The sequence below is a fragment of the Streptomyces sp. NRRL S-350 genome, from assembly GCF_000719705.1.
In the GTDB taxonomy this organism is placed as follows: Bacteria; Actinomycetota; Actinomycetes; order Streptomycetales; family Streptomycetaceae; genus Kitasatospora.
The window spans coordinates 231086-250745 of record NZ_JOHO01000001.1 but is presented as its reverse complement, the minus strand read 5'-3'; the positions used below and the strand labels follow the sequence as shown (position 1 = coordinate 250745).

Sequence of the window (19660 nt, the reverse complement as noted above, 5' to 3'; positions counted from 1 at the left end):
CTATCCCTCGAACCCGGAAAAGGAGGGCTTCCGCCATGTCGACACCCCCCGAGCCACAGCCGACGAGCACTGAACCCGACACCGAGACCACCTGGAAGCTGTGGATCCTGATGGTCTGGCACCCCGCCCTGGGGATGCCCGTCGACCCCGTCGCCGTCCTCGCACTGGACACCGCCGAGGACGCAGAGCCCGCGCAGCACGTCGTCTGGGTGCCCCTGGTCTACGACGAGGCCAACCCCTGGCGCGAGCGCCTGGCCGAGGGAGTCTCGCCCGAGCGGATCGCCCGGTGGGAGGCCGAGGCGGGCGCATGCCAGATCGCCGCGGCCGACCTGCCCGAGGGCGCCCTGGACCTGCGGCACGCCGCTGATCTCCTCCTGGACGAGCTCCTCGGCGAGGTCATCCCCGCACTGCCTCCGCGGACCGGTGCGTGATGGGCACCAACTCCAAGAGCAGCCACGAGTCCTACGCCATCGCGCCCGCCAGCGCTCCGGAGACCGTCGAGGGGGGTGAGGGGGTCGGACTGGCCGCCGCGCCGACGGAGCCCGAGCTCAGCGACGGCCTCGTCAAGGCCACGACCGACCTGATGGTGGCCATGGACAACCTGGACGCCCTCGCCATCGGCAACGGCGTGGCGACCGGCAACTACCCGGAGCTGCCCGACGACCCGGTCGAGCGGTACGACATCTTCGCCGACCAGATCAAGGCCGCTCGGGAGGCCATCGAGCAGATGAAGGAGGAGGGCGCCTCCGAGGAAGAGGTCAAGGTGCAGCTCGACGCCCTGCGCGCGCAGTCCTTGGCCTACCTCAACACGCTCGACCCGGAAGAGCTGCAGCAGATCGCGGCCGCCAAGGGGTTCGAACACCCGGCCCTGGTCGGCCTGTCCGGGAAGGGCCAGCACCCCCTCGTCCATTGGCTCGACCCGTACTACAACGACGACATCCCGTCCAAGCAGAAGATCCAGGCCGCCGCGCAGAAGAGATACGAGCAGCTCGCGGCCGGACAAACGGTCGGCGGAATGACCCTGGCCGACCTCCAGCAGATCGAGGGCACCAGCGGCGCCCCCGACGCGCCGGCCGGAACGTGGGCCGCGACGCCGGACCAGTTCAAGGCCGCAGTGGACACGTGGACCCAGGCGAGCCACGAGGCGGCCTACGCGAAGGGTGTGCTGGACAGCGACAAGCTGAAGAACCTCCTCGACGCGGAGAAGCAGGTCCTGACCGCGCACTCGCCCGACACCCCCGACCTGGAGACGACGAAGAACCAGATCCAGGTGTGGACCGGCGACCCCCTCGCAGTCGCCAAGATCAACCAGTCGACCGTGATGCCGCTGGTCCAGGACGCTCTGGCGTCCGGGGAGATGTCCCTGACCGAAGCCCAGCACCTCAAGCCGGTCGAACTCGTCGGGCTGCTGCGCACGGGGACGCCCGAGGCTGAGAAAGAGGCGCTGAAGGCGACCGCTCAGGCACGGAAGGACCAACTCAAGGCGCTCGACAACGCCCTGGACGTCCACCAGGGCGGCAAGCAGGACATCCACACCGAGCTGACGCTGCCCGACCTGGCCGGCAGCCCCGAAGCCGCCGCCCAGGTCGCCTCCTGGGCGAAGAGCACCGGCGAGCTGCACACGCTGCAGCAGGACGCGCAGGGGTGGATCCACGAGACCCTGCAGTCTCCCGTCGACATCGGCTTCGCCAACCCCGCGCTCCTCAACACCCACCAGGTCGACCCGAAGGCGCTCACCACCGAGTTCAACGCCTGGGCGAAGAACCAGAAGGTCGGTGATCTGCGCGCGGTGGCCGGCGAGCTGGGGATGCCGGACCCGGGCAAGGCCAACCGTGCCCAGCTCCAGGGCTACATCGCCGCAAGCTTCAACCCCGCGCTGGACAAGGACGCGATCAACGCGAAGGTCCAGGCGACAGTGGCCAAGAAGCAGGCAGCCGCAGCCGCCAAGGCCGCATCCCCGCTCGCCTCCGACGAGGCGGTCAACGCCCTCAAGTCCAAGCTCGCGAGCAGCACGGGCACCACGTCCGCCCCGCCTGCGGGTCCTGCGGGCGCCGGCGGGCTGACCCAGGAGAGCAAGGTCGAGGCCGCGATCAAGATGGGCGCCAGCCCCGTGCAGGCGCAGCAACTGGCCCAGGCCGCCACGGCCGGACCGAAGAAGCCGATCCCGAAGGCCCCGAAGAAGCCGGCCGCTCCGGGATCGTTCAACGGCAAGGTCCAGGCACTGATCGCCGGCCTCCAGCAGGTCAAGGCCACCGCCCAGGACGTGCCGGCCCGGATCGACTCCGACGTCGTCGGCTCGTGGAGTTTCGGCGCCGGCACGCCCGCCAACCTCGGCGGCACCTACAGCAAGACGCTCCACTCCGCGCCGGACGGCTCCAGCTGGCTGTTCAAGGCCGACCACAACGGCGGGGTGATCGCCCACTCGGAGGCGGCCGCCTCCCACGCTCTCTCGCTCGGCGGCGTCCCCGCCGTCCCGGTATACGTCAAGGAAGTCGGCGGCAAGGTCGGCAGTGTCCAGCCGATGCTCAAGGGCGCCAGCCACTTCGCGTCCGACCCGCACAAGTGGTCGCAGTCGGACGTCGACTCGATCGTGCGCTCCCACGTCGGCTCATGGATCGTCGGTGACCACGACGGCCACCAGGCCAACGTGCTGCGGACCGCGTCGGGCGGCCTGGTGCAGATCGACAGGGGGCAGGCGTTCAAGCACTGGGGCAGCGACAAGCTCTCCCTCGGCTATGCCCCCTCCGGTGGAGGGTCGTACGACCCGGTCCACCAGAAGCTCTACTCCGCGGCACTCAGCGGCGGCCTGGCCGACGGCGTCAAGGTGAACCACGCCGTCGTGCAGCCTGTGATCAAGAGCTTCGAGGCGATCCCGGACAGCCAGTGGCGCTCCATGCTGCACTCCACCGCGTACGAGGGCGCGAAGGCCGGCAGTGGCGTGCACTGGGTGCCCGCGATGCGCAAGCAGGCCGCCAAGAAGCACGGCATCGCGGCTGCGAAGGTCAGCACGGAGCAGATCGCCGAGGCGTTCCTCGACCACGCCGTCGAGCGCAAGCAGAACCTCCGCAAGTCGTTCGCGGAGTTCTTCGTCAAGGACTTGAAGATGCCGCAGGCGGCGTCGCTGAAGCACGGAGCTGAGTGATGGGCACCAACTCGAAGAGCAGCCACGAGTCCTACGCCGTCTCCCCGACGGTCTCGACCGAGGCGCCACCGGCGCCACCGAACCTCTCGGCTACCGGCCCCGAGCCGGTGAGCGAGATTGACCCGGCGCTGCTGGCGTCGATGCTGATGCCCGACTTCACCGGCGAGGTGCCGCTCGCCGAGCAGGGCGGCGTGTGGACCACCGACGGTGAGCCGGTGCTCGGCGGGCAGGCGGGCGGTGAGATGCCGCCGACCGCAGCGCCCGAGGAGCAGCAGCAACCGGAGGCCGCGGGCGCTCCCGTGGACGAGGCTGATGAACACGAGGTGCACGAGCCGGCCGAGGAGGAGGTCGCCGCCCTCACCCCCGCCGCCGAGGAGGAAGCCGAAGGCGCAGTCGGAGCCGGACCCGCATTCGAGGAGGAGACCGAGGACGAGCCGGAGGAGGAGCCGGAGGACGTCGATCCGCCGCTGACGCCCGTTCCGGACGCTCCGGTGGCCGGCGCAGCTCTCGGTACGCCGATTCTGGTCGGAGGAGAGGACTTCCTCAACTCGCAGGCGGCGCTGGTCTCCTACCTCTCCCCCGATGGGCCCCGCGAGGTGCTGCTCGCGCACGTCAGCGAGGAGGCCGAGGGCAAGCTGCTCGACGCGCTGAGCGTGTCGGGAACCAAGATGGTCGACGTCCAGGTCGAGGAGGAGACCAAGGAGCGGCTGGCGCTGGACAAGAAGGCGAAGCTCGCCGAGCTGGTGACCGCGGCGACGACCTCGGTGCAGCACAAGCTCAAGGGCGGCGGCCCGATGTCGGAGGCCTCGATCCAGAAGCACCAGAAGGCCCTCGACGCGGTGAACGCGGTACTTGCCTCGCCGAACCTGACGGACGACGAGAAGGCCATGGCCCAGTACTACCTGGACCAGGTCAACACCGTCGGAGAGAAGATCCAGAACGGCGGTGCGCCGATGGCGCACTTCGATGCGCACGGCCTGCCGGTCACCAAGACGGTGACCAAGCAGATACCGGCGCCGGCGGACGAGCCGGAGCCGGGAACGCTCACCGCGCAGCTGCGTGACGCCAGCCGCATCAAGGCCTCGCTCGACGGGGAGAGCGGTGAGTCGTCCTGGGACGGGAAGAGCCGCAGCAAGGCGAACGGGAAGGAGTACGCGATCGACCTGGGCGACGGCTGGAGCGCGGTGTACCGGCCGTACGCGGCCAACGACCCGCACAGCACCGAGTTCTCGATGCGCGGCCAGCTCGAGGTCCACGCGCCCGTCGGCGCCGGTCACGGCAAGCAGCTCGTCGACCGGCTGGAGCAGCTGCACCTGGTCAACGCCCCGATGACGGCCGCCGAGGGCGAATGGACCTACCTGTCCAACAATGTGACTGCGCAGAACCTGGCGACCGCTCCCGGGATGAAGGCGGCCTTCGAGGAGGCCAAGGGGCTGGAGGACCTGCAGGTCCAGGAGATCGTGCACCAGCGCGCCGAGTCGCTGATCGGGCTGGGGGAGGACGAGCTCCACTACCAGGTCAAGCGCATCCAGCTGGAAGCCGCGCAGAAGGTCCTGCCGAAGAAGGTGAAGGTGCTCAGGGAGGCCGTCGCCAAGGCGACCGGCTTCGACAGCGGGGACGCGCTGGCAGCCAGCTCCGGGTACGACCCCACGCCGGCGACGTCCGGTGGCTGGCTGACGTGGTCCCGGTTCGACGTCACGGGCAAGACGGCGCAGATCAAGGAGGCGTACAAGGGCCGGTCGCTGACGCACAGCATCGGCAGCGGCGACATGGTGGCCCTGTTCGGCACCGGGGTGCTGGCTTCCACGGAGAAGCGCGCGGTCATGGGCATCGGCGGCGGTGTCGGCATGTCCGAGCAGGCCGACAAGTACACGGGCGGGGCGAACTCCGTCTTCCTCCGCGTCTCGAGCACCCCGGGGTCGGGCTACGGCGGCCAGCTGATCTGGGACGACCCGTCCGTCCTGATGCGCCGGTCCGACTACTACGCCTACAACGGCGACAAGTACGGGGTCAGCCCGGACAAGAAGAAGGCGTCGGGACTGACCCGCGATCCCCTGAAGATCGCCACGCACAACGCGTCCAACAACGAAATCATGTTCCGCGACGGCATCGACCTGTTGGGCAAGGAGGCGCCCAGCCGCATCGTCTGCCACTACGCGCACCAGCGCACGGCGCTGCTGGAGTCGTTCAAGGCCCGCGGCATCACCCACCTCGGCGGCAAGCCCGTCGAGGACGTCGTGAAGAGCAACCACTGAGGCCACAGGCCCACCCGCACAGAAGGAGAATGTCCGCATGAGCACTACCTGGCAGACCCGGCTCGCTGACCTCATCGCCGGCCGTCACAGCAGCAGCGGGGATCCGGTCGACGCCGGCGCACAGCTCAGGGTGTTCGACGACGAGGGCGCCGAGGTGTTCCTGCAGGCCCTCGCCCGTCACCACCGCGTCGACCAGGACGACCCGCAGTTGATATGGATACGGCCGCTCGTCGGCGGAGCGGAGTCCGCGGACCTCGGCTACCTGTTCAACCTCAGCGCGACCCGGCGCCGGGGGCTGAGCTGGACGCGGGCCCACCTGGAGGAGAACGGCGACGTCGTACTGCTCCTGCAGTCCGGCGAGACCGCGATCGTGCAGCCGGCCGAAGGCGACCAACTGGCCGAACTGCAACGCTGGGACCGCTTCACCGACCGGCTCACCCGCGAGGAGGAAGCACAGCTCGACGCCCTGGACTCCGACTCGTGGCACGGGCAGTTCTCGTGACCGCGGCCACCGCAACCGGTCGGCCCGCAGCGTCTTGGCATGATGGTCCCGCCGCCGGCAGCTCGCCGGCGGCGCTCCGCCGGCGCCCGGGCCGGCGCCGAAGGAACGGAGGAGGTACCGGCATGCGGACCACGCGACGCGGCGTCAGCAGCTTCGACGGCCGGCTCCTGGCGCAGGCCCGCGGTCGGCGTGGATGGACCCCGAGCGAGCTGGCCTCCGAGACCGCCGTCACCGTGACGGTCCTGAACCAGTACGAGGCCAAGGAGCGCCTGCCGGACCCGGGCACGCTCTCGCGCCTGGCCGAGGCCCTCGACTGCCAGGTCACCGACCTGTGCCGGCCGACCGTCGTGACACTGCGGGAGCTGCGAGAGCGCTCGGGCGTCAGCCAGCCGACAGCGGCCGCGGCCGCGGGGCACAAGCGCAGCACGTACGCGATGCTCGAGCAGGGACGCACCAAGACACTGGCACCGCAGGCGGCCGAGGGCCTCGCCGCACTCTTCGGAGTGCAACGCGACGCCGTGGAGGCCGCCCACGCCGCATCGGTGGCCGGTCAGGCGTCTCGGCCGGCGCCCCTCGTCCTGGAGGGCGCTCTCCTGGAGGGCCTGGCGGGCCACTTCGGTATGGCCACCGAGGACCTGCTCCACCTGGCGCAGCGCCTGGCGGCCGGCGAGGGTGGTGAGTCCCGATGACCTCCCACCGGGGGCACCCGCTGACCGTCGCCCGGCACGAGGCCCTGCTCAGCCGACTCCCTCCCTGCGAGGCCCAACTGTCGGTCGACACGCGTTGGCTTCGGGGGCGCGCCGAGCTGTTCCGCCAGGCGGCGGAGCGGCCGTTCACCCTCACCTTCGACACCGCCTGGTACGCCGAGGTCACCGGCCTGGCCTTCCACCCCCACTACGTTGCCCAGGTCTACCGGGGAGAGCCCGGCGCCCGTCTGGCGACGCCGCTCATGGTGATGAACCTGAGCATGGTGGCGACGAGGGGGGACGCCGACCGCGCGCTTGCCCACGAGTGCATGCACTTGCGGGTTCCCTCCTACGGGCACAAGCGGGAAGCGTTCGCCTGCGCGCAGGAGATCTTGGACCGGGTCGGTTCGCTCGCCGCATAGCCAGCGCGAGCCCCCCGCGCTCGGCGGCCTCCAGTCGGCGGAGGCCGCCGAGCGCGGCCCGACTCCTGGCCGTACGGACCGACATCGGCGGAGACCGGTGGAAAACACAGTCCTGCATGTTGCTTAAGTCAACGAGTATGCGTATAGTCATTGCTGTGAGGGCGGGAGAACACCTCACAGCGAAGACCACTCCGTAGGAGCCGCCTCGCGCGGCTCGCCCCTCCGCCACTCCCCCCGGGCGGCGGGGCCATGAGGCCCGGACCAGGCCACCCCTCCCGGCCGGTCCGGGCCTCACCCCCTTCTGCCATCCCCGTCGAGGAGACGACATGCCCGGAACCATCAGCCCTGATCTGGACGCGATAGAGGACGCCGCCCTCCGGGCCGCCATCGCCCGCGCGACCGGCCCGGAAAGCGGCATCCCTTCCGGCCCGGAGCCCACGATCCTGGACTCGGACTCCGAGCTGGAGGGCGTAGCCGCACTGCTCCGCCACCGGCTGGGGCTGGACGGCAGCATCCGGCTGAGCGTGTACGAGGACGCCAACCACCCGTTGTTCCCCGGGGCGCAGCACTACCGCGCGGGCCGCGTCCAGCTCTCGCACGGCCGACGGAGCTACTTCTTCATCGCCGCCTACGAAGCCGGGTCCGCCCGGCTGGCCTTCAGCGTGATCGCGCCGTGCTACGCCTGCCTCTCTCCGGTTCCCTCCGTCGCGATCGACTCCCTGGCGGACTTCGGTGACTTGCTCATGGCCGCCCGGGACCAGCGCGAGGCCCCGCAGTTCCGCTCCTCGCCCGTCCACCGTGCCCATTGCCCGGTGCGCGGCGACTGACCGGCTCGCCCCGGCGCCGCCCCCGGTGCCCCAGTACATCCCTGGTGCCCCCGGCTCTTCGAGCCGGGGGCACCCTGCATGAACGGCGCGCCGCGCCCCCTACGCCGGCGCATCCCATCTGGTGTGGAACCCGTCCCGGCCGCGAGCACCGACCTGTCCCAGTCGCGGACTCGAGCCGACGTCGCCCGCCTCCACAAGAAGCGAGAGAGCAGCAGTGAACCCCTCTGCCCCTGCCACCGTCGTTGTGCATGTGAAGGCGGCCCGGACCGCCCTCTACGACCTCACCCTCCTCCTGAGCCTCCCCGACGGTTCGAGCGCCGATCCCGCGGCGATCCGCCGCTACGTCGAAGACCTCCAGCCGGGCGTCCTGTCCGCCGCATGCACCGACACCACGCTGGACCGGATCACCGACGTCGCGCTCGTCGACATCCTCGGCATCGAGCCGTCAGGCCACGGCGCCGACACGGGAGCCCGCGATGACCGGTGACTCCCACGGCCCCTTCGGCCTCGTACTGCTCGACCCCAAGGCCCGGACCGGCGCGCCATCGGATGACGGGTTCCGCGAGCGGCTGGCCGACTGGCTGCTGTTCATGGTTCCGCTGTTCATCGCGGAGCAGCGGAACGCGACCGCCGACGAGATCGACCGTGCCCGCTCCGACGCTCTGGAGCAGATCGCCTTCCATGGCGACGACCTCCAGTTCGGAGGCAGGCACCAGAGCTCGTCCCGGACCGCACTGGCCAAGGGCTTCGCCGTCCTGGCCCGCGCCGAGGGCGGGGTCACCGCGCTCGGCGTGCACGCCTGCACCGCCCCGCACCCCTACTGCCCCGGCGAGCGAGCCACCACCCCCGACCTCTGCGAGACGATGAAATGACCACCACGCTTGAAACCGCCCCGGCAAAGAAGAAGCCTGCCGAGAAAAGGCTTCTCACGCAGAATTCACAGCTGCGCAAGGAGGGTATTTTCAACTGGACCCTACCGGCTTTCGTCATCAAACTTCCCGATGGTAAGAATTTCAATGTGTGCAGTCAGGCCGGCGCGTGTGCATCTCTTTGCTACGCCCGGGTCGGGGCCTACAGGTTCAGCAACGTCCGTGCTGCGCACATTCGCAACCTTCTACTGTGCCGGGATTCTCCGAAGGAGTGGGAGGAGCGCATGGCGAAGGAGTTGACGCACTCCCGCTACAACGGGAAGTGGATTCGCTTGCACGATTCCGGAGATTTCTTCTCGGACGATTATCTGTTGGCATGGATGCGCATTATGAGGGGGGCGCCGACCGTTCGATTCTACTGCTACACCAAGGAGATTTCCCGTTTCCGGCGTCTGGTCGAGAACGACGCCCCCGACAATTTTCTCTGGTGCTACAGTCTCGGCGGGCGCGAGGATCACCTCATCGACCTCAAGAACGAGAGGCATGCCGACGTCTTTCCCGATGTGGAGGCACTCATCGCCGCCGGATACTCCGACCAGACTGAGTCCGACCTCCTTTCGGTGCTCAGCGATTCACCCCTCGTCGGAATTCCAGCCAACCGGATTCCGCATCTTCTCAAGCTCCAGGGCGCGGACACATTCTCCAGCCGCCAGCGAGCCCTGGATGCGAAGAAGAATCAGCGCGCGACCGAGAAGACATTCCGCCTGGCATCGTGACCGGATGCCCGACAGTGGCGCGGGGGCGGGTCCAGCACTCAGCTGGGCCCGCCCTCGCGGCATTCCGCGCCGCGCGGGACACGCCACCCCGCCACGTTGCGGAAGTCTATGAGTTTGGGTAATCTCGCTGGCGAGGTCGCCCCCTGCGGCACTCGGCCAGCACACAAGAGCTGCCGGCGGATGGACCCGCCGGCCGTGAGGACAGACAGAGCCCGGTCGCCCCCGTGGGCGGTCCGGCACTACCGCCGGCCCAGCTGGCCCCGATGGAGCGATCATGATTCCCGCAGGTTACGAGCGCAAGCACACCAACTTCGACAGGATGGCGGCGCGGTACAACGTAGACCGGACGTCCGCCGCCAAGTGGTCCCAGGAGGAAGGCTTCCCCGACGTCCTCTTCACGGCCGGCCAGGGCGGGCAGCAGATCTACGACGAGGACGAGGTCGACGCGTGGCTGCGCGAGCACCACTTCGGCACGTGGGTGCAGTCCCAGCAGGGCAAGAAGAACCCGTTCGACCTGCCCAAGGGCGGTCCTCGCGATCTCCTGACGCTGCGCCGCATCGGCGAGCTCGAGGGCCGGGCCCTGAACCGGGACGCCACTCCGGTCGCCACCCTGCGCAGCTACCTGTCCCCGTCCAAGGGGATCCTGGCGCCGGCCGACCGCACCCCCGACGATGGCGGCCAGCCGACGGTCACCGAGCCGATGTGGTTCCGTGAGACCGCCTACGCCTACATCACCCGGCCGCGGCGCACGCGCCGAACAGCAGCGCGCAAGGAGGAAGCCGGCCGGCAGCCAGCCGCGCCGAAGTCGCATGCCGATTCCGGCGACCTGCTCGACCTGGACCTGCCGGCGGGCGCGGACACCGACCTGTTCACCCTGCAGGAGATCGGCAAGCTCGACGGCGAGGCCCGCGGGCGGGGCAAGGCCACCACCGTCGGCACCTTGAAGAACTACCTGTCGCAGAAGCTGCTGGCGCCGGCCGACCGCACCCCGGACGACGGGCAGGAGCCGGCCGTCGACGAGCCCAAGTGGTACCGCTCGACCGCCTACACCTTCATCCGCCGCCCCGGCCGCCTGGGAGCAGCCGTGCGTGCTCCCCGCCGGGATGCCGAGGCTCCGGGGCCGCTGCGGGACGATCTGAAGCTGCCGGCGGGCGCGGACACCGACCTGTTCACCCTGCAGGAGATCGGCAAGCTCGACGGGAAGGTGCGCGGCCGGGGCAAGGCCACCACCGTGGCGTCGATGCGGACGTACCTGTACGGCGGGCTGCTGGCGCCGGCCGACCGCACCCCGGACGACGGGCAGGAGCCGGCCGTCGACGAGCCCAAGTGGTACCGCTCGACCGCCTACACGTTCATCCGCCGCCCCGGCAAGCTCGGTGGAGCCCGCTGATGGCAGACATCGCTCCGGCCTTCGCGGTCGGCAACCGGCACGACAGGACGGTGAAGTAGTGAGCACCAGCAAGCCCCCTGCTGCGCGGCTGACCCGCGCGGGGATCGGGGAGACCTACGGGGAGGGCGAGCGGACGGTCGACGCCTGGGTGAGGTTGCTGAACTTTCCCGCCCCTGGCGCTGACGGGCAGTGGGACGCGGAGCAGGTCGACGCCTGGGTCAAGGTCAGCCGGCCGCAGTCCTGGCCTGGCCGTGCCGTTGCCTCCGCGGTGGAAGCCCCTGCGACCGCGCAGGCGGAGGCCGCCGGCGCGGCCGGGGCGGAGGAGGCCACCGCAGAGGACGAACTGCTGGGGAAGTCCGGCCTGGCGCTGCGGTACAAGGTCTCCGAGACGACGGTGGACACCTGGACCAAGGTCGAGGGCTTCCCGGACGAGGCGGAACCCGGCCGGTGGCGCTCCCACGAGGTCGACACCTGGGTCGAAGAGCACCGGTCACACGTCTGGGCGGAGTTCAAGGGCGACGGGCCCAAGGTTGTCATCCCGCCTCCGGAGGGCAACCCGAAGGACCTCTACGACATCAGCGGCTACGGAATGATCCTCGGCAACGCGACCCGGGGCGAGCCGCTGCCCCGTACGACGGCGCAGAACTACAAGCGGCAAGGCCACCTGGAGCCACCGGACCGGACCCCGGGGGACCGGAAGCGGCCCGAGGTGTTCGAGGACATGTGGTACCTGGAGACGATCACCAGACACGTGTACTCCCGCAGGGGGCAGGGACGGGTGCGTGCCGGCCGGACGCGGCGCACGACCCGGAAGAAGAGCTGACCGGCTGGGCGGCGGGTCATGGAAACGGGGTGTGGGCCCCCAGGGAATGGCGAATTCCAGGGATCGTTGCAACACAGTTGATCAACTGGCTGTCGGTAGGAGCTTAGCGAGACGCTCAGCTGGGGTTTCCCAGTTGAGCGTTTTGCGTGGTCGACTGTTGAGTTCTGCGGCGACGCTGTTGAGGTAGTCACGGCTGTGGCGCGAGAGGTCGGTGCCCTTGGGGAAGTACTGCCTCAGCAGGCCGTTGGTGTTCTCGTTAGAGCCGCGCTGCCAGGGGCTGGCCGGGTTGCAGAAGTAGACCGGGACATCGGTGGCGATGGTGAAGGAGTGGTGGGCAGCCATCTCCGAGCCCTGGTCCCAGGTGAGTGAACGTGTCAGATGAGGTGGCAGGGTCTTGATGGTTTCGGTGAGGGCGTCACGAACGGCTGACGCGCTGTGGTCATCAGGCAGGTGGACGAGCATCAGGTAACGGGTGCTGCGTTCAACCAGGGTGGCGATGGCGGAGCGGTTCTCCCGGCCGACGATCAAGTCGCCCTCCCAGTGGCCAGGGACAGCCCTGTCTGAGGCTTCGGCGGGGCGTTCGCTGATCATCACCATCGGGTGTGAGAAGCGGCGGGGTGTGCGGGCTTCAGCCTGTCGGCGAGGCTTGCGCACGGCCCGGCCGGTACGGAGGGCCCGGGTCAGTTCCCGACGCAGTTCCCCACGGCCTTGGACATAGAGGGCCTGGTAGATCGTCTCGTGCACCACGTGCATCTCCGCCTGGTCGGGGAAGCGTTTACGCAGTGCCTGCCCGATCTGTTCCGGGCTCCACTTCCTGGTGAGGTGGTCCTGGATGAACTCTCGCAGTGCGGGGTTCTGGCCGATCTTTCCCGGCTTGGGACGGGGCCTGCGGGCGTCGGCACGTGTTTGAGCGGCGTGTGGGCGATAGGCCCAGCGCGAGGCGTCTCCGCAGAGTGGCACGCCATTGCGACGGATCTCGCGGCTGACCGTGGACGGACTGCGGCCCAGCTCAGCAGCGATGGCACGGACCGTGGCCTTCTCCCGAAGCCGATCAGCTATGTGAATACGCTCGGCCTCGCACAGGTACCGGGACCGCGCGGCAGGGGGCGACGCCACCGCCCGTAGGGGTGGCGTCGCCCTCCGATTCTTGGAAGCAGCACGGCCGTTGCGCCAACGCTTCCCAGTCCGCACGTTGATGCCGACGACCCGGCTGGCTTCCGCGAATGATGTCCCTTGATCCACAAGCCGGAAGTATTCCTCGCGCTTCTCAGCTTGCGGAGCGTGCCCCTTGCGCTTGCGTTGCTTGCCATAGTCGATGGCCATCGCATCCCCTGAACTGGGGTGTTGCAACGACCGCTAGAACTCAAGAATCCCTGGGGGCCCACACACCGTTTCAGCAGCTCAGCCGCACTGCGTTTCAGCGACGGTGGATCAGCTCGCGCCACCGCGACCGCCGAGCCGGAGGGAAGGCGGCCCGCTGGGGCTCCTCACCGGCCAGCTGGAAGACCGCGTCGAGCATCTCGGGGTGGTTCGGCAGCGTCCAGTAGCTGCCGAGTGCCCGGTTGACCTCCCGCAGCCCTTCCAGGGGCGGCACCCCGTCGGCGAGGTGGCTGTACAGGGCCGCGATCGCGGGGGTGCGGCTGCGTCCGGCCACGCAGTGGAGCAGGACCCGCTTGCCCTCCTGCCGGAGTCGCAGGACCTCTCGCGCGGCCTGGTCGAGGGTGAAGTGTAGATGCGAGTTCGCGCCGGACTTGTCGACCAGCCAGACCCGGGAGTGCTCGACATCGGCCCCGGTCAGGATCGGGTCGGAGCCGACACGGCACAGGGAGACGACCGCGTCGACCGGCGCGGGACCGGTGTACTCGGTCAGGGCCAGGTTGCCCAGGAAGAGCCCGGGGTCGCGGGGGTGCCGCACGGAGAATGCCTTGCCCGAGGAGAGCGGGGTGGTGACCCGGGGCGCGGAAGGCCAGCCGTCGCGGTCGCTCTGCCCGGCGCGGGCCGTCAGCACAGCGAGACGGACAAGGTCGGCGCTGGTGTTGGCGGGCCAGCCGTGGACCTTTCGCTGCCAGGCCAGCGGGATGGCCGAGCAGCCCCAGCGCGCGCCGAGCAGAGCACCGGCGATGGCGGCGACGGTGTCGGTGTCGTTCCCGGTCCGTACGGCGGCCTCCAGCGCGAGCTGGAAGTGCTGAGCGGCGAAGACGCCCTGTTCGGGCAGGTCCTCGGGGACCGGGGTGCGGGTGATGGCGGACCATGCGGCCTGGAGGGCTTCGACCACCCAGCCGTTGCGCCGGAAGTGGCGCGGCGGGTGGGCCTCGGCCGTGTCGAGCCGGGCCGCCCAGACGGCGCGGCGCTCCTCGGGCAGAAGGTCAAGGCCCTCACGGACACCCTCGAACGTCCCGGTCAGGACGGCGGTCCTGATGCCGGAGCACCACAGGATGCACGCCTCGGCGCAGTCGGGGTCGGCGTGCGTCAGCTCGCTGACCAGCCTCGCGGCCTCGGCCATGGCCGTCACGTCGTCCAGGTAGGCGAGCGCGACGGCACCGGTCCTCATCAGCGAGCCGTTCCCGGCGCTGCTATTCGGGTTGGCGGCCGCGTACCGGCGGGAGACGGTCAGCATCACCTCGGAGGGTGAACTCCCCTTGCCGCGCGCCGTGGCGCTCAGGACACTGCGCGTCTGGTTGCCCACGTCGGCCGGTCCGCCGCCGTACCAGCGGAGGAAGTTCGTGGCGATCGCGTCCAGTGCTTCGGGGGTACGCAGATCGGCGCCGGTCGCGGCGACCTCGGCGATGCACACGTGCATCTGGGTGTCGTCGCTGTACTCACCGGGGGCGAAGTTGAAGGGGCCGCCGCCCTTCATCTCCGGGAACTGGCTGTCGCTCATGCTGGGCTTGAACTCGTACGGGACGCCGAGCGCATCGCCTGCCGCCGCGCCCAGGATGACGCCGGCGGCGCGGTCCATGGCCTTCTCGTCCAGGCGCGGCGCGAGGTCGGTGGCTGCGGGCCACGGTCCGAGGTCGGCGTAGGGGCGGGGGGATGCGGAGGAGGAAGGCATGGGGGGTCTCTTTCTGCGGGGCCGCTGGGGCCTGGGGCGGCGACCGCACTTGGGCGGAGCCGGGGAAGGAAAGGGGCGCGGCGCGGGAAGCGGCCGGGCGGGCCGCGAGCTGCCCGCTGCGATGCATTGACAAGTTGTCATAGCGTCATAGTGCACGTCAAGGGCATTGGCGAAGTTGCGTAAATCTATGAGTCTACGTATGGTCGAGAACGTCCGGAACGGCGAAGAGCTCCCGGATGCCCCTGTAACTCAGCGGAGCGGGCTGCGGCTTGCAGATCCGCGACCGGCAGGTCGGCTACTCCCGGGGCGTTCTCCCCCGGCGTCCGGCCGGAGCCGTGCCGCACCAAGATCACCCGGAGTACGTCATGCTCGTCCCTGACCTGGCCCGGCTCGTCCGCGAGGCAGACCGCGACCAGCTCGCGGCCGCTGTCCAGGCGGCCGTTGACACCGTCGCCTGGTACACGCCGGCCCCGAAGCCCGACTACGGAGACACCGACCACAGCATCGCCCGCAGCGAGGCGAAGGCCGAACTCGCAGCAGAGGTCGTGGACTCCGTGGTGCTCGCCCTGAGCGCGAGCGTCATCACAGACCCCGTGGGCGCGGGGCGCGGCATCGCGCACCCGGAGTCGCCCAGCCCCTCGACGGAGGAACGACCTTGACCGCCCACTGGCGATCCATCCCCATGCCGCCGAACATCGCGCGGCTCCCGCGCAACACCGCCGGGCGCCCGGTCCCCAGAAACACGCCCTGGCACGAGCCCGCCACCAGCGGTGGGCAGCTGGCCGTCAGGTCCAGCGCCGAACTGGGCGAGCACGTGGTGTGCCCGTGCGAGCCCGGTCGTGGAACGGCCGCCTTCGGCGACCAGTGCCCGCCCCGCCAGAGGGAGTTGATGTCGCAGCGCCTCTGCGGGATCTGCGGAAGAGCGATCAAGGCGACGAGTCGCCTGGTGTTCATCGGCGGCCCGAACGCAACCTTCTACATCGAGCCCCCGGTCCATCCCCGGTGTGCGGCGTACGCGCTGATGGTCTGTCCGACGCTGGCGGCGGCCGAGGACGTCGAGCTGACGATCGCCCGCACCTACAGCCTCCGCGAGCGCCGCATGACCGGGGTCTCCGCCGAGTACACCCTCATCTACGACCTGTTCCCGTACGGGGACTCCGCCGCCCGCCGCAGGGGGCCGCTGGACTTCTACCTGGCCTTCCCCGAGGGCGCCCACCGGATCGCCGCCAAGGAGTGGCTGGCCGGTCACGCCCCCACGCTGTAGCCCGCCACCGAACGAGCGCAGGCGCCCCCGATGACGAGAGAGCCATGACGTGCAAGTGCGGGGCCCGTACGTACGAGGGCCACCTGGCGAAGACGCGGGCCGGCTACCCCGGCCACGCCTACCGCGGCACTGTCTGGCGGCCCGGCCCCTGAAGGTCCGCAGCCGCCCCGATCGAGAGGAAGTACCGAACGATGCGAACCCCCGCCGACTCCCGCGCGGACGCCCAACGCCTGATCAACGCCCTGGCCGCCCCCTTGCCCCGGGACGACGCGCGCCGCGCCGACGCCGTGCAGTCCGCCCTCCTGGACAGCGGGCTGTTGAACCGGGACGATCTCGGCAGCTCTCCCGCCGTCGCGGCCGCCGCCCGGGACGGCCTCACCAGCCTCGCCCACCTCCTGGACGCCCGCGTCCAGGGACAGGGAGGAGGCCGGCTGCTGCTACTCCTCCTCGCCGAACGCGAGCGGTTCACGCCGCACCCCGCGCCTGACGAAGTCGAGCTCCGTATCCGGGTGGCAGCCAGCGCCCTGTTGCACCTCGGCCTGTGGCACGTTGACGACACGCTGCGGCTCCTGGGCAGCGCTCTGCAGGTCCACTCCGAGGAAGCGCGTGATGCCGCAGGCGGCGATGCGCCGCCCCCGGCTCCCGCGGCCGCTCTCGTCCCGGTCACGCCGGGGCTGAGCTCGGACGGCGGGGAGCTGCACCTGGCCGTCGGGGCGTTCGACGCCGACGGCGCCCTCTCCGTCTGCGGACGATGGCTGTCCGAGCGAGTGACCGACGACCCCAGCGGCTCCGTCCCGCCCAGGTGCGGCACCTGCTTCGGCCTTTCCGCGCAGGGTCCGGCGCTCATCTTCACCGGCGATGAACACGACGCGTGGACCGCCTTCACCGCAGCCCACCGCGGGGAGGAAGCGTGAGCGCCGACTCCGGCTCCGCGATCGAGCGCCGCCTCGCGGCTCAACTGCCGGACCCGATCGCCGCCCGGCCGAAAGACGCGCGCGGCTATCCGATCAGCTTCGTCACCGCACTGGGGGCCGGCGGGACGCCGGACTTCACCGAGCTCGACGGACCCCGGCGGGCCAAGGCGATCATCGAGCACCTGTGCGGCCTGTGCGGGCAGCCGCTGCCGCTGGTCCGGGCGGTGATCGGAGGGCCGCAGGTGGTCGAGCACCACCTCGCGATGGATCCACCGATGTGCGTACCGTGCGCGGTCTTTGCCGCCACCCACCCCGTGGCCGGCTGCCCGTTCCTGCTGAATCCGAACGCGCGCTACCGCAAGGACCGTGCCACCCGGCCGTCGTCACCTCTGGTGGCGCAGGAGAGGCCGCAGCGCATGTACCTGGCTCGCACCTTCGCTCATGAGGCGATCCGGCTGGCGCTGCCCGACGGATCGGAGGAGGTCATGGCGCGGTGTGCTCGCTGGACCGGCCTGGAGGAGATCCGCGCGGGGCAGCTGGTCGACGCACGGCACCTCCTCAGCCAGTGATTTCTTAACGCTATGATTCCATCTATTGTCATGACGTTGGCGGCGGCGCGTGCCCCGCCGGTCGCCCCCGCGCTCGCCGTCCACCCCTGGAGTACGCCATGCCGAGCCCCGTCATGTCCGAAACCGACGCGAACAGCCTCCTCAGCCTCCTGCGCAGCGCCCCCTTCTCCGCCCCGTACCTCGGCGAGACCATCGACCGGATCCGCCGCTCGATGCAGAAGGAGGCCGAGCAGGCCCGGGGCTCGTTCGACGTCGATGTCGAGGCGCTGCGCCGCCTGGACGCGTACGTGACGGGCCTGGGTCCGGGCGCCGCCGAGCTCGGGCGCAGACTCTCGGATGCCCGCCATGCACTGGAGGCCGTCCGACACGACCACTACCTCTGGCTGACGGTCGGCCAGGGCGCCAGCGGCGGCACGGCGCAAGTCTCCCGCCGCGCGGAGCTCCTCAAGCTCGCCACCGCCGTCGGCAGCTCCCGCGTCGCCGCCGGACCCACGGGGGCGATCGTGATCACCTCCGTGGGCTCCGGCAGCACGGTCTTCCGGCCCGTCAGCCCGGAGGTCGCCCACCAACTGAGGGGCGCAGCCCGCGAGCGGAAGGAGGCGACGGTGCGCCGCACCACCGCCATCCGCGACCTACTCGCCCAGCATGTCCGGATGGTCGACTGGAGCGATCCGCAGGCGGTTGGGGTCGTGGTCGACGGCAGCGACACGACGGTGACCGTGTCGTGGTGGGAATCGCACGTAGCGGGCGGCCCGAACCTCTGGACCGAAGGAGGGGTGCGGCTCCTGTGCACGGCGCTTCTCGCCGATCGCGGCTACACGGTGACCCTGGCGGGCGACGGCACCCTCCGCATCGCCGCCTGACAACCCTCGACACGGCCCCCGCAGCGCCAATTCGGCAGCGCGGCAATCCGCCCGGCAGCAGCCGGCCTCGCCCCCGGGCCGCGCCGCGGCGTCGAACTCGTAGGCGGTCGACCGCGGCGCCCTGCGCGGTACGCCTCCCGCCGCCGCAGCGCGCAGATCGTGAGCACGCCGGTGTGCAACCGAAGGCCCGCGGGTGGGTGGCCAGTTCAGGGATCCGGGCAGGCGGAGACGACCCTGGGCGCCACGGGCTCCCACGCCACCGCGCACGGCAGGAGGCGGGGTGGGCGGACTGCCGTGCGCCGAACCGGCCGCCCCCCTGGCATCTCCCGGGGATGGAGCCAGGGCCGCTTCGCCCTCGCTGGAGCGCCATCAGCACTCCGACAGCCAGCCCGTGCGCCACTGGTGGCGAAGAAGCACAAGCCAGACGTTGCTTAAGTCTACGACTAACGGTAATGTGTCTGTTGTGTCGCCGATCCGTCCACGGACGCTCGCCCGGTGGCCGTCGAGCCCGGTGCCGTGCACGGCTTGGCGGCGCCGCCGCTGATCGGCAGCCCCAGCCCCGCGCCAGCGTGAAGGAATCCTCATGCCCAGCACCCTCCCCGCAGCCTCCTCGCAACACCCTGCCTCCCCGCCGTGCCCGGCCTCGGGCGGGCGGCCGGTTCAGTCCGCGGGGCCGTCGGTGCCCACCCGGTGCCGCTCCCGGCAGCGCGTGGGCGGCCTCGTGGTCCCCTGGATCTCCTACCAGCACGGCGGGCACTCCGCCTTCGGCACCATCGACGCCGTCAGGGCCCAGCGAGCACTGACCGAGCGGCTGTGCCAGGTCTGCGGAGAACGGCTGGAGGAGCGCTTCTGCCTGGCTGTCCGGCCGATGGACGTCCGGGTCGGCTTCGCGCCCGAACCCGCACTCCATCCGGAGTGCCTGGCCTACAGCAAGCTGCGGTGCCCCATGCTCAACGGGACCGCCGCGACGTATCGCACAAGTTCCTCGCTGGCCAAGCACCCGGCGGGACGCCCGTGCGACGACCCCGGCTGCCCCTGCCTGGAGGCTGTACCCGACCAGGGGCACTCCGCGCGCTCCGGCCGTCCCGCCGACGACTTCGACGCCTGGATGATCGACGCCGCCCACTACCGGATCAAGGCGGCCCCGGACCGGCCGAACGTGCTGCTCGGGGTGGACCTGGCGGTGCCGGTCCTCCGCATCCGGCCCATCCGGCGAAACCCCCGGCCCGAACTGGACCGGCTCCGGGCCCTGATCAGCGCCCTGGGCCTGTAGCAGCCGACCCAGCCCCATCCAGCCCGCCCGCCC

Annotated in this window: 20 protein-coding genes; 18 read left to right on the top strand and 2 right to left on the bottom strand. The window is 70.5% G+C overall.

Features of this window, described 5'->3' with window-relative positions:
• The first annotated feature begins 35 nt into the window (after window positions 1–35).
• The 12 genes from IF30_RS0101320 (at window position 36) to IF30_RS50110 (ending at window position 11692) form a co-directional block, all read left to right on the top strand.
• The gene (locus IF30_RS0101320; protein WP_030230692.1) at window positions 36–431 is read left to right on the top strand and encodes a hypothetical protein; all 396 of its coding nucleotides are present in this window, start codon (window positions 36–38) and stop codon (window positions 429–431) included.
• The gene (locus IF30_RS0101315; protein ID WP_030230690.1) at window positions 431–3142 is read left to right on the top strand and encodes a hypothetical protein; all 2712 of its coding nucleotides are present in this window, start codon (window positions 431–433) and stop codon (window positions 3140–3142) included. The genes IF30_RS0101320 and IF30_RS0101315 overlap by 1 nt, the downstream gene beginning before the upstream one ends.
• Window positions 3142–5397 (top strand): hypothetical protein, encoded by a 2256-nt coding sequence (locus tag IF30_RS0101310; RefSeq protein ID WP_037898578.1) that lies wholly within the window; start codon window positions 3142–3144, stop codon window positions 5395–5397. The genes IF30_RS0101315 and IF30_RS0101310 overlap by 1 nt, the downstream gene beginning before the upstream one ends.
• Before the next feature lie 37 nt (window positions 5398–5434).
• Window positions 5435–5899, top strand: a complete 465-nt coding sequence (locus IF30_RS0101305; RefSeq protein ID WP_030230684.1) for a hypothetical protein — start codon at window positions 5435–5437, stop codon at window positions 5897–5899.
• Window positions 5900–6021: 122 nt separating this feature from the next.
• Entirely contained in the window at window positions 6022–6588 is a 567-nt protein-coding gene (locus IF30_RS43145) for a helix-turn-helix transcriptional regulator (protein WP_051708983.1), read from the top strand.
• Entirely contained in the window at window positions 6585–7007 is a 423-nt protein-coding gene (locus IF30_RS0101295) for a hypothetical protein (protein WP_030230679.1), read from the top strand. Before IF30_RS43145 ends, IF30_RS0101295 begins: the two co-directional genes overlap by 4 nt.
• A gap of 326 nt (window positions 7008–7333) precedes the next feature.
• Window positions 7334–7834 (top strand): hypothetical protein, encoded by a 501-nt coding sequence (locus IF30_RS0101290; protein WP_030230675.1) that lies wholly within the window; start codon window positions 7334–7336, stop codon window positions 7832–7834.
• Between the two features lie 214 nt (window positions 7835–8048).
• Window positions 8049–8321, top strand: a complete 273-nt coding sequence (locus tag IF30_RS0101285) for a hypothetical protein (protein WP_158834674.1) — start codon at window positions 8049–8051, stop codon at window positions 8319–8321.
• Window positions 8311–8706, top strand: coding sequence for a hypothetical protein (locus IF30_RS0101280; protein ID WP_051708982.1), 396 nt, complete (start codon window positions 8311–8313; stop codon window positions 8704–8706). The genes IF30_RS0101285 and IF30_RS0101280 overlap by 11 nt, the downstream gene beginning before the upstream one ends.
• The gene (locus IF30_RS0101275; RefSeq protein ID WP_030230666.1) at window positions 8703–9479 is read left to right on the top strand and encodes a GP88 family protein; all 777 of its coding nucleotides are present in this window, start codon (window positions 8703–8705) and stop codon (window positions 9477–9479) included. The genes IF30_RS0101280 and IF30_RS0101275 overlap by 4 nt, the downstream gene beginning before the upstream one ends.
• 274 nt (window positions 9480–9753) lie before the next feature.
• Complete coding sequence (locus IF30_RS0101270) at window positions 9754–10869, top strand: hypothetical protein (protein WP_030230664.1); 1116 nt, start codon at window positions 9754–9756, stop codon at window positions 10867–10869.
• 58 nt (window positions 10870–10927) lie between these two features.
• Window positions 10928–11692 (top strand): hypothetical protein, encoded by a 765-nt coding sequence (locus IF30_RS50110; RefSeq protein ID WP_030230661.1) that lies wholly within the window; start codon window positions 10928–10930, stop codon window positions 11690–11692.
• Between the two features lie 81 nt (window positions 11693–11773).
• Here IF30_RS50110 and IF30_RS0101260 read toward each other — a convergent pair whose 3' ends face one another.
• Window positions 11774–13015 carry an IS30 family transposase gene (locus IF30_RS0101260; RefSeq protein WP_030230659.1) on the bottom strand — a complete coding sequence of 414 codons (1242 nt, stop codon included), beginning with the start codon at window positions 13013–13015 and terminating at the stop codon, window positions 11774–11776.
• Window positions 13016–13109: 94 nt separating this feature from the next.
• Window positions 13110–14744 (bottom strand): ADP-ribosylglycohydrolase family protein, encoded by a 1635-nt coding sequence (locus tag IF30_RS40825; RefSeq protein ID WP_234322539.1) that lies wholly within the window; start codon window positions 14742–14744, stop codon window positions 13110–13112.
• A 365-nt stretch (window positions 14745–15109) separates the two neighbouring features.
• On the opposite strand from IF30_RS40825, the gene IF30_RS0101250 reads away from it, so the two are divergent.
• From IF30_RS0101250 to IF30_RS0101220, 6 genes are all read left to right on the top strand, one after another.
• Window positions 15110–15403: a hypothetical protein gene (locus tag IF30_RS0101250; RefSeq protein ID WP_158834671.1), complete on the top strand. Its 294-nt coding sequence runs from the start codon at window positions 15110–15112 to the stop codon at window positions 15401–15403.
• On the top strand, window positions 15400–16008 hold the full coding sequence (locus tag IF30_RS43140) for a hypothetical protein (RefSeq protein WP_158834669.1): 609 nt from the start codon (window positions 15400–15402) through the stop codon (window positions 16006–16008). Before IF30_RS0101250 ends, IF30_RS43140 begins: the two co-directional genes overlap by 4 nt.
• A gap of 191 nt (window positions 16009–16199) precedes the next feature.
• Window positions 16200–16922, top strand: coding sequence for a hypothetical protein (locus IF30_RS48970; RefSeq protein WP_234322538.1), 723 nt, complete (start codon window positions 16200–16202; stop codon window positions 16920–16922).
• Window positions 16919–17491: a hypothetical protein gene (locus IF30_RS43135; protein WP_051708980.1), complete on the top strand. Its 573-nt coding sequence runs from the start codon at window positions 16919–16921 to the stop codon at window positions 17489–17491. The genes IF30_RS48970 and IF30_RS43135 overlap by 4 nt, the downstream gene beginning before the upstream one ends.
• A gap of 98 nt (window positions 17492–17589) precedes the next feature.
• Window positions 17590–18354 (top strand): hypothetical protein, encoded by a 765-nt coding sequence (locus IF30_RS0101225; RefSeq protein WP_030230642.1) that lies wholly within the window; start codon window positions 17590–17592, stop codon window positions 18352–18354.
• Between the two features lie 679 nt (window positions 18355–19033).
• Window positions 19034–19627 carry a hypothetical protein gene (locus IF30_RS0101220; RefSeq protein ID WP_051708979.1) on the top strand — a complete coding sequence of 198 codons (594 nt, stop codon included), beginning with the start codon at window positions 19034–19036 and terminating at the stop codon, window positions 19625–19627.
• Window positions 19628–19660: the final 33 nt, after the last annotated feature.